The organism is Brevibacillus sp. AG162, from assembly GCF_006715575.1.
In the GTDB taxonomy this organism is placed as follows: domain Bacteria; phylum Bacillota; class Bacilli; order Brevibacillales; family Brevibacillaceae; genus Brevibacillus; species Brevibacillus brevis.
Window position 1 is genome coordinate 171,310 of sequence record NZ_VFNO01000012.1, and the last position, 12,370, is coordinate 183,679.

General features: G+C 49.3%; 10 protein-coding genes. 4 read left to right on the forward strand and 6 right to left on the reverse strand.

All coding sequences use genetic code 11. From position 1 onward, the window contains the following. Positions 1–39: 39 nt before the first annotated feature. Together FB479_RS26735 and FB479_RS26740 are read right to left on the reverse strand one after the other, a co-directional pair. Positions 40–1,551, reverse strand: a complete 1,512-nt coding sequence (locus FB479_RS26735; protein ID WP_142067301.1) for a succinyl-CoA:acetate CoA-transferase ScpC — start codon at positions 1,549–1,551, stop codon at positions 40–42. A gap of 141 nt (positions 1,552–1,692) precedes the next feature. Beyond that, positions 1,693–2,364, reverse strand: coding sequence for a LytTR family DNA-binding domain-containing protein (locus FB479_RS26740; protein WP_106652575.1), 672 nt, complete (start codon positions 2,362–2,364; stop codon positions 1,693–1,695). Positions 2,365–2,543: 179 nt separating this feature from the next. On the opposite strand from FB479_RS26740, the gene FB479_RS26745 reads away from it, so the two are divergent. The 4 genes from FB479_RS26745 (at position 2,544) to menC (ending at position 8,532) form a co-directional block, all read left to right on the forward strand. Then, the gene (locus tag FB479_RS26745; RefSeq protein ID WP_142067288.1) at positions 2,544–4,568 is read left to right on the forward strand and encodes a sigma 54-interacting transcriptional regulator; all 2,025 of its coding nucleotides are present in this window, start codon (positions 2,544–2,546) and stop codon (positions 4,566–4,568) included. A gap of 179 nt (positions 4,569–4,747) precedes the next feature. Then, a complete protein-coding gene (locus FB479_RS26750; RefSeq protein ID WP_106652573.1) occupies positions 4,748–6,157 on the forward strand; it encodes a YfcC family protein in 1,410 nt (469 codons plus the stop codon). Between the two features lie 66 nt (positions 6,158–6,223). Next, the gene (locus FB479_RS26755) at positions 6,224–7,363 is read left to right on the forward strand and encodes a M20 peptidase aminoacylase family protein (protein ID WP_142067289.1); all 1,140 of its coding nucleotides are present in this window, start codon (positions 6,224–6,226) and stop codon (positions 7,361–7,363) included. 20 nt (positions 7,364–7,383) lie between these two features. Beyond that, positions 7,384–8,532, forward strand: a complete 1,149-nt coding sequence (gene menC / locus FB479_RS26760; protein WP_106652571.1) for an o-succinylbenzoate synthase — start codon at positions 7,384–7,386, stop codon at positions 8,530–8,532. A 79-nt stretch (positions 8,533–8,611) separates the two neighbouring features. Here menC and FB479_RS26765 read toward each other — a convergent pair whose 3' ends face one another. The 4 genes from FB479_RS26765 to FB479_RS26780 all read right to left on the reverse strand — a co-directional run bounded on the left by FB479_RS26765 (position 8,612) and on the right by FB479_RS26780 (position 12,056). Beyond that, positions 8,612–9,520, reverse strand: a complete 909-nt coding sequence (locus FB479_RS26765) for a hypothetical protein (protein ID WP_142067290.1) — start codon at positions 9,518–9,520, stop codon at positions 8,612–8,614. 143 nt (positions 9,521–9,663) lie between these two features. Next, positions 9,664–9,951: a HesB/YadR/YfhF family protein gene (locus FB479_RS26770; protein ID WP_142067291.1), complete on the reverse strand. Its 288-nt coding sequence runs from the start codon at positions 9,949–9,951 to the stop codon at positions 9,664–9,666. Between the two features lie 138 nt (positions 9,952–10,089). Continuing rightward, positions 10,090–11,385 carry a sensor histidine kinase gene (locus FB479_RS26775; RefSeq protein ID WP_142067292.1) on the reverse strand — a complete coding sequence of 432 codons (1,296 nt, stop codon included), beginning with the start codon at positions 11,383–11,385 and terminating at the stop codon, positions 10,090–10,092. After that, positions 11,382–12,056 (reverse strand): response regulator transcription factor, encoded by a 675-nt coding sequence (locus FB479_RS26780; RefSeq protein WP_106652568.1) that lies wholly within the window; start codon positions 12,054–12,056, stop codon positions 11,382–11,384. Before FB479_RS26780 ends, FB479_RS26775 begins: the two co-directional genes overlap by 4 nt. Positions 12,057–12,370 lie beyond the last annotated feature (314 nt).

The following is a 12,370-nucleotide window of genomic DNA, read 5'->3' on the forward strand; positions in this document are numbered from 1 at the left end:
CCATGCCCGAGCGGGTTTGTTTTTTCATCATTCCATCGCCTAAACCAACGCTGGCTTTTTCTCCAGCATCGTGCCTTCCTGCGCGTAACGTACGTGCCACGAGAATGCCTTTTCCAGTACATGCGGGGTGTGCCCGCCGCGTGTGAGTGCTTCCTCGTAGTACGCCATCAATTGATCGCGGTACATCGGATGCGCACAATTCTCGATAATTTTGATGGCTCTTTGACGCGGAGCCAAGCCTCTCAGATCAGCCAAGCCTTGCTCAGTCACGATAATATCTACATCGTGCTCGGTATGATCCACATGGGAGGCAAACGGAACGATGCTCGAAATATTTCCGCCTTTGGCAATCGACTTGGTTACGAAGATGCCCAGACGTGCGTTGCGAGCAAAATCACCAGAGCCGCCGATGCCGTTCATCATTCGCGTACCCGATACATTGGTCGAGTTGACGTTGCCATAGATGTCCGCTTCAATCGCGGTATTGATCGCAATCAGACCAAGGCGGCGAATCAGTTCCGGATGATTCGTGATTTCTTGCGGACGCAATAGCAGCTTGTCACGGTATTGAGCGAAATTTTCGGTGACATGCTTCATCTTGTCAGCCGTCAGCGTAATCGAACAGCCTGAGGCAAACGAAATTTTACCTGCATCAAGCAAATCAAACACCGCATCCTGCAACACTTCCGAGAAGACAGTCAGATCCGTGAACTCCGAATCCAAAAACCCGTTGAAAACCGCATTCGCTACCGAACCGATTCCCGATTGCAATGGCGCGAGATTGTTCGGCAAGCGTCCCTCTTTTACCTCCTGACGCAAAAACTCGATCAGATGTGCCGCAATCTGCGCCGTTTCTTCGTCCGGCTCCACAATCGTCGAGGGAGAATCCAACTGATTCGTCAGGACAATCCCTTTTACTTTATCCGGGTCGACGGGAATCCCTGCTGTGCCCATTCGCTGATCCACGGACGTGAGCGGAATCGGTTCACGCTCTCCCTGTTTCGCTGGTGTATAAATATCATGAATGCCTTCCAACTCCACCGATTGAGCCATGTTCAGCTCAATGATGACATGCTTGGCATTTTCCACAAAAATATTGGAGTTCCCCACGGACGTAGCCGGAATGATCATGCCCTCTTCTGTAATTGCAACCGCTTCCACAATTGCGTAATCGATCGGGTCTATCGCTCCCTGACGTATGGCTTCTGCTGTATGCGACAGATGCTGATCAACGAACATCATGCTGCCATCGTTGATTTTTTTGCGCATGACCGGATCTGCTTGAAAAGGCAATCGCTTGTTGATGATCCCCGCTTCCGCCATCACGGCATCTACATCGGAGCCGAGTGAAGCTCCTGTATATACGTTTACGCCAAAAGGCTTGTTCTCTTTTTTCGCCAGCTCAGCCAATGCGAGCGGCACGACCTTGGCATCACCAGCACGCGTGAAACCACTTAACCCGATCGTCATGCCATCCTCAATCCATCCTGCTGCTACCTCAGCTGTCACGATTTTATCTGCCAGTCGTTTATCGCGTAAGCGCTCCCACATCATTGTGACCTCCCATGCCATCTTTGTTGCCTTTACACTAGCACACGAATTCTGAGCGGGCACTCAATTTTCAACAAAACAGAATATTTACGCGGCGATCAAGAAAAAACGACAGCGAACCATTCTCATTTATCAGATATTTCAGAAGCCGAGTAATTGCCGAAACGAGCTGGCGTACGACTGACTCACAGGAACTCTCGTCTTTTGCTTGTCCTTCATCTCCAATAAAAACGTCGAATGAAAATGCGGGTGAATAAAGCCGATCGATTCCATATTGACGAAATACGACCGATGACAGCGCACAAATCGCTCTTGTGGAAGTATGTACTCCAGTTCCGCCATGTTGTATTTGTTCATATATGATCCACTAGCCGTATGCAGAAGCGTTTTGCCTTCATGAGAGCTGATATAGACGATCTCCGTTAATGGAATAGGCAGCCAGCCGTCCTCCCCTTTTCCGACCAAAAACGATAGGCGCGGCTCCGGATTGGTGAGCGGAACGCTTTGAGGTGGATAGATGGCGGTAATACAGCCCATGACCTGACCATTTCGGACTAATGGAAGCGAGAGTCCGTAGTACGGCACGCCAAAAATACGACTCTCCACCTGATGCCCCACTTTTCCCATTTCCATGAGCGCTTGATGTGTAGCCGAGCCAATAGGAACGAGATCCCCTGGCGCAATTTTCAAATCAATATTGGAACTCGGCTGATAGTACAAGTATTGTGAGCCGTCCGAGATTGCAATCGATACCCCGTCTGGCACGACTTCCCCAATCATTTGCAGCACCTCTGGAACCAATCTGTCCTCCATGCTGATTCCTCCTGCTCCTGTTATTGCTTTTCTATCTTCTATTAAACCATATCTCCCCGCCCGCAAATCAATCCTTGTCTTTCCTCTCAATACAAGCGAATCCATCCAATGACAGCCAGGCATTGTGCTATCATGAGATTACAAAACATTCACGATTGTTTGAGCAAAGGCGGTGCAGCATGGACCACACCATTGTCTTGATTGCAAAAGGAACGGACACTCTCGAATTTTTGCTAAAAGAACTGCGGGCTTATTTCGAACCGTATTGCAAAGTCATCGGCTATGCCAGCCATGAGCACATTCCCGATTTGAGCGGAGTCGATCATGTCTTTATCACAACCAAATCCCCGGAGCTGTACACAGTGGCCCGTCAAGCTGTCGCTGATTCCGTACCCATCACAGTTTTAAACCGTTTTTTCGAGTTGCGAAAAATGAAAGCGCTGATGCAGATTCCTCCGGGGACGACCGTACCTGTCATGAATAATTCGCCTGTGACTGCACAAGAGGTCATTCAGAATTTAATAGAGGCGAACGTTGATCATATCAATTACATCCCTTTTCATCCTGGCTGTACATTTGATGATCTTGAATTTCAATACGCGATCATTATGAGCATCGCTGACGTACCGTTGCCTCCTCACGTAGAGGTTATCGATCTCGGATTTCGCAAAATCAACATTCATGACTTGATTGATATCGGTCGCAAAGTAGGCGTGCCCAGTGAATGGGAGCGCGAGTATTTGTCTGCCTTTATCTTGGAAATGTCTGAGCTCGCCAAAATGCTCGGCACCTCCTATGCAGAAGTACAGAAGCTGAACAGCCAGCTGCAATCTACCTTTCAGGCAGTCAAAGACCCTGTGATCGCCTGCAACGAACAAGGTTTGATCACGTTTATTAACGACGTCGCCGTTGAACTGTTTTGTCCACAGGCATCCTCTATTGTTGGACAACCGTACACGGTGTTGAAGGAGTACAGCTTGCTGCAGCCCTTTTTTGAGCAGGAAGATCAGGAGGATGCCCTGGTAACCATTGATCACAAGCAATTTATCGTCAGCAGTCAAAGCATCCGCCGCAGGCATGAGCATTTAGGCTTCGTTTGTACGCTAAAAGACGTGACCGAAATCCAGCGCTTGCGAACCACGCTTACGTTGCGCGGTCATACAGCGACCTACTCCTTTTCCGATATCAAAGGACAAAGCCAACCGCTGCTCCAAGTCATCGAGCTCGGCAAAAAGATGGCAAAAAACAATCAAACGATCCTGCTGACAGGCGAAAACGGAACGGGAAAAGAGCTGTTCGCCCATGCCATTCATCAGCACTCGCTACGCAAAAACGGCCCCTTTGTCGCAATTAACTGTGCCTCCTTGCCGGAAAACCTGCTGGAGAGCGAGCTGTTCGGCTACGAAGACGGTGCCTTTACAGGAGCGCGAAAAGGCGGAAAGCCCGGCCTGTTTGAGCAAGCGGACGGTGGGACAATTTTCCTCGATGAGGTAGGGGACATCTCTGGAGCCATTCAGGTCAAGCTGCTTCGCGTGTTGCAAGAAAAGCAGGTCATCCGTGTAGGCGGAACAGGCATTCTCTCTGTGGATTGCCGCATCATCGCTGCTACCAATCGCGATTTGGAAGACGCTGTTTCCCAAGGAAGCTTTCGCGAGGATCTGTTCTATCGCTTGGCTGTCCTGCCGATCCAGATTCCCGCTTTGCGCGAGCGAATCAGTGATATTCCCCTTCTTATCGATGAGCATCTGGAGCAGCAAGGCATTCGCAAAACATGGTCGCCAGAAGTCATGGAGCTATTCTATCGCCATGACTGGCGGGGGAACATTCGCGAACTGAAAAATGTCGTCGACTACGCCATTACGGTAAGCGAGCATCCCGTCATCGGCATTCAGGATCTTCCCAAACGTTTGACCGATAGCCTATTTCAAAAGCAGCAGACGGCTTCTATCCCCAAATTGGACGACAACCGCGACCTGGATATTTTGTATTGCTTGCATCATTATTACGTATCCAACAAACCAGTCGGGCGTTATCAATTGGCTCACTCCCCTAAACTACAATCCGTAGGCTGGACGGAGAGCGCACTGCGCCACAAGCTGAAACTGCTAGAGCAGCAAGGATTCGTGCGTTCAGGCACAACCCGACAAGGAACCTCCATCACCCCCGCGGGTATCGAATTGTTGCGAAGACACGGGCGGATTTAGCTTCCGCCCAATGAATAATAGGTTGTATTAGGCTGCATAAAACCTAATAAACATTCCTAAAGCTCATTTTATTCCCTTACCTTGCCTATGAAAATCCACTGAAAACGCTTATATTCGGGAAATTTCGACACTTGGCACGACCCTTGCTTGTCATAAGCAAAAAAAAGCGAGGTGACCTCATGTCTACACATCCATTGAAACCTGCAAAGAAACGTTTTTCTGTGCCGCATACGTATGCCATCCTCTTTATCATCATCATTTTGGCAGCCCTGGCTTCCTACGTACTCCCGGCAGGTGAGTTCGAACGCGTCAAGGACGCTGCCTCAGGCAAAACCATCGTCGTCAACGGCAGCTACCATCCTGTAGAAAGTGATCCAGTCTCGTTCTTTGACATGTTCAAAGCGATTCCAGAAGGGATGCAAAAAGGCGCGCAAATCATTTTCTACATCTTTATTGTAAGCGGTGTTTTCGGAATCATCCGCCAGACCGGAGCGATTGAAGCCGGGATCAATAAAGGGGTTCGACACTTGGAGGGTCGGGAAAAGCTGCTCATTCCTGCTTCCATGTTCCTTTTCTCCATCGGTGGCTTCACGATGGGAATGGCAGAAGAAAGCATCATCTTCGTACCGATCGGTATTGCGCTGGCTCGTGCAATGGGCTTTGATGCCGTAACTGGTACAGCCATGATCACCATGGGGGCGGCAGCCGGCTTCATGGGCGGGATGATCAATCCATTTACGGTTGGGGTGGCGCAGTCGCTCGCGCAATTACCACTCTTCTCTGGACTTACCTTCCGTGCTGTTGTGTATGTCTTCGTGCTCGCTTTTGCCATCTGGTACGTCATGCGCTATGCGTATCGTGTCAAAGCAGACCCGACCAAGAGTGTGCTTTATGGCGTAGAGAATCACGCTAGTCAAGAACAGGCAACAGTAGACATCCCAGATTTGAATGCACGCCACAAGCTCGTGTTCCTGGTAATGGTCTGTGGTCTCGCCTTCAACGTATACGGTGTATTCAAGTACGAATGGTTCCTGACAGAGCTTACTGCTTCCTTCCTGATCATGGGCCTGGTTGCTGGTCTCGTCGGAGGTTTGTCGGTCAATACGCTGTTCGATTCCTTCGTCGCTGGTGCGAGAGCCGTTACGTTTGGCGCGCTGATCGTCGGTTTTGCCCGCGCGATCACAGTCGTCTTGGAAGACGGAAAAATTATCGACACGATGATTAACGGTCTGACTTCGGCGATTGGTCATTTGCCAGATGCCGTAAACGTCATCGCCATGTTTGTGATTCAAGCCTTTCTCAATCTCTTCATTTCTTCCGGTAGTGGACAGGCAGCGACAACCATGCCGATCATGGTGCCGATTGCGGATTTGCTCGGCATCCAACGTCAGATAGCGGTTCTTGCCTTCCAATACGGTGATGCTGTTACCAACTCGATTATCCCGACTTCTTCTGCGTTGATGGGCTATCTGGCTGTTGCAGGCATTCCGTATGAGAAATGGGTCAAATTCATTTGGAAGCTGCTGGCTGGCTGGGCCGTGATCGCCTCGATCGCGCTCATTGTAGCAGTGACAATCGGCGTTTCGTAACAAATGGATTGGCGTAGCCTTCGCTTCACTTATCGACAATTGACGAACTAAACCGATGGAGGAACCATGCGCACAACGATCAAACAATTGCAGCCCGCCATTTTTTCTCTATACGAGCATTTACACCAGCATCCAGAGATAAGCTGGGAGGAAATCCAAACCACCTCATTCATTGCTGACTTCTTGAATAAATACCATTGCCGCGTCACTACCTTTGACGACGTGACGGGAGTTGTTGGCGAATGGGGCGATCTGACGCCAGGAAAATTGACTGTAGGCGTACGAGCAGACATGGACGCACTCTGGCAAGAAGTGAACGGCGTCTTTACCGCTAACCATTCCTGCGGACACGATGCGCATATGACCATGGCATTAGGCGTCCTCATGGTACTGCAAGCAATGGACGTCCAGCTCCCTGGGCGCCTGAAGCTCATTTTCCAACCAGCGGAAGAAAGCGGAAATGGCGCACTTGCGATGGTGAACAAGAAAGTAGTGGACGATGTTGATTTTCTGTACGGCGTACACCTTCGTCCTATTCAAGAAATTCCGCGCGGTACAGCTGCTTCTGCGATCCTGCATGGGGCCGCTGGTACGATATTCGGGCAAATCAAGGGTGCCGATGCTCATGGCGCACGGCCTCATCTCGGAGTCAACGCTATCGAGGTAGCCGCAGCGATTGTTGAGCAGTTAAAAGGCATTCACCTCGATCCGCTCGTCCCTTATTCGGTCAAAATGACGCAGCTTGCAGCCGGCAGCAAAAGCAGCAATATCATTCCGGGCTCAGCGCAGTTCCACTTGGATCTGCGGGCACAGACGAATGAAGTCATTCACGCCCTATTTGCCCGTGTCGAGCACATTTTGCAGCACGTTTCCCGTCTCTATGAAGTTGAGCTGTCGTACGAGATCACCGAACGTGTCTATGCAGCGGAAGTGAATGAAGAAGCGAGACTGATCATGGCGGATGCCATTACCCAAGCCTTGGGGGCAGAAAAACTCGAACCGCCGATCCAGACACCAGGCGCGGAAGACTTCCACTACTACACCAAAGAACGTCCACAGCTTCGCGCGACCATGCTAGGTTTAGGCTGTGGCCTGACACCAGGACTTCATCACCCGCAGATGACTTTTGAAAAAGAAGCACTGCTAGACGGCATCGAGATTTTGGCAAGAACGGTACTGAAAACGTTTGAGCGACAATCCATATGAACGGTTGAGGAGAGATGAACATGAAAATCGAACGCGTGGACCTGCAACGAATCAAAATTCCGTTGAATTCCCCTTTTGAGACGAGCATGGGAGTCGAAACCCACAAGGAATGCATTCTGGTCCGTGCATACAGCGGTGCCCATGTCGGCTTCGGCGAAAGCGTCGCGATGGACGTCCCAGTCTACAACGAGGAAGATGTCGATACGGTCTGGTACATGCTCGAAAAGTATTTGATCCCGCAGCTGTTTTCACGGGAGATCGAGCATCCTGATGACGTATCCCGCCTCTTCTCCTGGATGCGCCGCAACCACATGGCCAAAGCCGCTTTAGAGGGTGCCGTCTGGGATTTGCACGCCAAAATGAACGGCCTCTCCCTCTCCCAAGCATTGGGCGGAACTCGTACGACGATTGACGTCGGTGTGAGTATCGGAATCGAGCCGACCATCGAAAAACTGCTGCAACGCGTAGAGGGCTTCATCCGTGACGGCTACAAAAAGATCAAAGTGAAAATCAAACCGGGCTTTGATGTCGAGCCAATGCGTGCGATCCGTAACACATTTGGACCAGACGTTCCGCTGATGGCGGATGCAAACTCTGCGTATACACTGGCAGACATGGAGATGCTGAAGGCTTTGGATGGCTTCGGTTTGATCATGATTGAACAGCCATTGGCCCATGACGACATTATCGACCATGCGACCTTGCAAAGGGAGCTGAAAACGCCGATCTGCCTCGACGAAAGTATCCATACGGTGGAAGATGCCCGCAAAGCACTCGAGCTCGGCAGTTGCCGGATTATCAACATCAAGATCGGTCGCGTAGGCGGTCTGACCGATGCCAAGAAGATTCATGACCTGTGTGAGAAACGCGGCGTACCTGTTTGGTGCGGTGGAATGCTGGAGGCAGGGATTGGCCGCGCGCACAACATCGCGATGGCTTCGCTTAGCAACTTCACGATTGCAGGCGACACATCCCCTTCCCATCGCTACTTTGCGGAAGATATCGTGACACCTGTCATCGATTTTGCAGCACCTGGCATGCTGGCTGTACCGACAACTCCAGGAATCGGTTTCGACATCAATGAGTCTGCCATTCGCAATGCCCTGATCGAGCATAAAAGCTACTATGCGAATCGGGAGTCTACTACGACTGTCATTCCTACCTGGTAGTCGACACTCAATCGAAGTGAAAAAAGAACAGAGAGTGCCTATTGGCCTCCCTGTTCTTTTTATTTATATGATGATTGTATTAATCCGTAATCGTCAAAAGCTTGCACAAATTACGCTCGGCATGAGCTCTCTTCTCTGGCGGAAACCGCTTTAGCAAATCCAGTGCAGCATACGGAAGCTTCAATGCATGTGGATCGCTGTATGTTCTTTCCCAGTACAGCGGTGAAAAGATTTCCTCGAATGCTGGCTCCTTCACCTCATCCTCCAAAGTAAACGGAGGAACATGGCGATTTAAATAGATTTGAAGACGATGATTTACGATACCAGGCTTCACAATATTCTCATAACCGAATCGCTCCAGATCTGTTAACGCATGAGCATGTGTGATGTTATGAACGACCTCGCTCGCCAAATGATAGCGTACCCCGTTAATATCACGCGGCGGTATAACCAAATGTAGCTCGTCAAACGCTCTCTCTGCCATCTCTGCGGTTGAATCATAAGGCGCAACTTCGTCTTTGACATCGTCAATCGTCATGCCATGATAATTCTCGATGCCCCAATAACGGTCTTTCCTGTCTTCTGTCGTCGCTTGGAGAATCCTGACCAGGCCATCCACCACAGTCGGAGTGATCATATCAGGGCGTTCGCGCAGTGCTTTTAATGCCAACACACCTAGTGCTAGTCCATGCCCTGATGTTCGAAGCTGCTTCACATTTTGCTGGAGGCCATCGATGACGTGCTGTAACAAGGAGAGGTCAGCTTGCTCGTCTTGATCTAGTGGAACAAACCATTCAGGTTTTTGCTTGCGGAAGGACTCGCATGTCCGCTCAATGCCCTCTTTTACATGTTCAGGGAGATCATGCTCACGATCCATGAAGTACCCTGCTAATAAGGCTGCCCCATAGTGACCGTCGAACCATCCTGCTACAGCTGCACGTGCCATTCCCGTAATGCCAAGCTCCAAGTAAGAATCAAGTAAACGCATGTAACCCCCTCCTTTTTCCATTTATGTACCCATAATATAACATACATTTTTGTTTGTAAAGTATTGTATTTTGGTTTTTTCGCACATGGAAAAAGGCCCCGTATATCCGGAGCCCTTCATCTACTCGCTATTATTTTCTTTGCTTAATCCAGCTTAAATTCTACTTCGTCAGTCTCCGGCCGATAATCGACAATCAACCCTCTTCCATTCATATACCACAACTCATCTTTTTCCATATAAAATGTGATGCCATCCTCTACTGTCGAAATCCCGATTTCATTCGGCAACTCTTTGGCAATCCCCATCGAAAATGAATCCTGAACCGTACTAACGCCCCCATACCGGACAAAAAAACGAATGCTGTCTCCTTCTTTGCATCCCCATTCTTCCCGAAACCATGCTACCGCTGCTTTAGTGATCGTCATTTTCATGAGTACGCCACTCCTCTCTGCTTATAGTTTACCTCGATTTAGAGATATTTGAAACATAAAAGTATGTTAAATGGAATTGCTCCACTATTTGAAAAAAAACCGATTCCCTACGCCGGGAAAACGGTTCTTTCCATCTGTTTAAGGCTTTATTGGAAGTGTAACCAAAAAACTCGTTCCGATACCTACCTCACTGCTGACCTGAATTTTTCCGTGGTGCGCATCGACGATCCATTTGGCAATGGAAAGCCCCAAGCCTGTCCCTTCTGTCGCTCGAGAGCGCATTTTATCCACTCGAAAGAAGCGATCAAACAAATACGGAATATCGTCTTTGGAAATCCCGATCCCACTGTCTTTTACGAGAATCGAAACGCGACTGCCTTCCTTTTTACAAGCGACATAAATCCGGCCGTCCTTGTTCGTGTACTTCAAGGCATTGTCCAGCAAGATAACCATGAGCTGATGCAGACGTTCTTGGTCCCCCACCATCTCAATGGGTTGCTGGATGTCTGTTTCGAGACGAATTTCCCGTGCGATGGCAAGTTGTGCAAACACCTGGGTGCATTTGATCGCTACTTCGTCTAAGCGCAGTGTCTGATTCATGATCTGCAGCTCGTTAGAATCACTGCGAGCCAGTGTGAGCAAATCGGAGACGAGCTTGCTCAAGCGTTTGGCCTCCTGCATCCCAATCATGATTTTTTCGCTTTCTTGCTCAATCGTATGATCCGGGTGTCTGAAAAGCCTTTCCAGATTGACCATGATGGCAGTGAGCGGCGTCCTCAGCTCATGGGAAGCATCGGCAATAAACTGCTGTTGTTTTTCCCACGAGACTTGGATCGGAATTAGTGCTCTTCTCGCCAAAAACCACCCAGCCACGATCGCAATGACAATACTGATAATGTCGCCGATTATGACAACGTACAGCAAGCTGTCCAGCATGTTTTGCTCAGGTGCCAGATTGTAAATCAGTTGAAACTGGTACGCGGTCTGTATCCGATTGCCTACAACGACCTTTTTCGGAACAGTAACTGTCTGCACGCGGTAGACTTGTCCATTCACCGTTTTCGTTTCGATTCCGTCTGCTTTTCCATTATGCTGGAATTCTACATATTCCTGTGGCTCCAGCCGGTCACCAAATGCGGTCCCAATGACACGACCAAAGCTATCCCAGACGAGCAAAACATATCGGCGATCCAGATCGTTAAACTTTTTCCTCTCCTGACGGTTGTATGGAAAAGGGTCGTCTTCAATTCGATGGAGACGGGGCAAAGAATCTACTGCCAGCCTTTGACTGACTTTGGTCATTTCTCGGTCCACCTGCGAATAGAGACGGTACTTCATGGTGTAGTAGACTGCACTCCCCAGTCCGTTCAACAAGAGAAGCACCACTACTACGTTCAACGTTACGAGCCGAATCCTCGTTTTTCGAAACATCATTTGTCTTCCTTTTTCAAAATGTAGCCCACATTGCGGATCGTTCGGATGAAGCCTTCGTAAGCACCCAGCTTCTTGCGCAGGTAGTGGACATACAAATCGACCACTCCATAATTCGCTTCTGAATCAATTCCCCATACGCGGTCAAAAATTTGTTGGCGCGTCAATATTTGCTCCCGATTTTGCAGGAAGTACTTAAGCAGCTCGTACTCCTTCGTCGTTAGCTTCATCGGCTCATCATCAACAAACCCGTCATATTCATTTATCTTCAGCGATAGCGGACCGTACGCCAGCTCGCCTTCTGTATTCTGTTTCCCTTGTCGGCGCAAAAGGGCTCTCACTCTCGCCGTCAGTTCTTCAGCCGCAAAAGGTTTGACCAAATAATCGTCTGCTCCGGCATCCAATCCCTCGACTCTCGACTCTACGCTATCTTTTGCCGTTAAAAACAAAACTGGCGTTATTATACCTTTTGCACGCAACGTTCTCACCAGTGAAAGGCCATCCATTCCTGGCATCATAATGTCCAGGACCAACAAATCGTAGATGCCGCGTTCCGCCAATAACAAGCCGTCATCTCCGCGCTCTGCCGTATCCACCTGATATCCCTCATCGGTCAGGACTCCTGCAATTGTCTGAAGCAGCGCTTTTTCATCCTCCACTGCAAGAATAAGCATATTGATCCCTCTTTCATTTGAAAAAGCTGTATGTCATTCAGCATAGCATAATCGACCGGAATCACAATAATGACCACACTCGCCGATCTCGGCTGTGCACACGCTCCTTTTATTAGAGCACGTATTTTTTTGAATCAGATTTGTAGGTGCTGGCGGAAATACAAAAAAGCTGCATTCTCCATTACTTTTTACAAGTAATCGGGAATACAGCTTTTCGTCTTATTCCTTCAAAACTGAATACGCATGATTGCTAAGAGTGTGTGGATAAGTCCTCGACCGATTAGTATTCGTCAGCTCCACGCGTTACCGCGCTT

Coding starts and splice junctions, on each gene's coding strand:
- FB479_RS26755 (WP_142067289.1), top strand. CDS start 6,224: ATGCGCACAACGATCAAACAATTGCAGCCCGCCATTTTTTCTCTATAC.
- FB479_RS26745 (WP_142067288.1), top strand. CDS start 2,544: ATGGACCACACCATTGTCTTGATTGCAAAAGGAACGGACACTCTCGAA.
- FB479_RS26775 (WP_142067292.1), bottom strand. CDS start 11,385: ATGATGTTTCGAAAAACGAGGATTCGGCTCGTAACGTTGAACGTAGTA.
- FB479_RS26770 (WP_142067291.1), bottom strand. CDS start 9,951: ATGAAAATGACGATCACTAAAGCAGCGGTAGCATGGTTTCGGGAAGAA.
- FB479_RS26780 (WP_106652568.1), bottom strand. CDS start 12,056: ATGCTTATTCTTGCAGTGGAGGATGAAAAAGCGCTGCTTCAGACAATT.
- FB479_RS26735 (WP_142067301.1), bottom strand. CDS start 1,551: ATGTGGGAGCGCTTACGCGATAAACGACTGGCAGATAAAATCGTGACA.
- FB479_RS26765 (WP_142067290.1), bottom strand. CDS start 9,520: ATGCGTTTACTTGATTCTTACTTGGAGCTTGGCATTACGGGAATGGCA.
- FB479_RS26750 (WP_106652573.1), top strand. CDS start 4,748: ATGTCTACACATCCATTGAAACCTGCAAAGAAACGTTTTTCTGTGCCG.
- FB479_RS26740 (WP_106652575.1), bottom strand. CDS start 2,364: ATGGAGGACAGATTGGTTCCAGAGGTGCTGCAAATGATTGGGGAAGTC.
- menC (WP_106652571.1), top strand. CDS start 7,384: ATGAAAATCGAACGCGTGGACCTGCAACGAATCAAAATTCCGTTGAAT.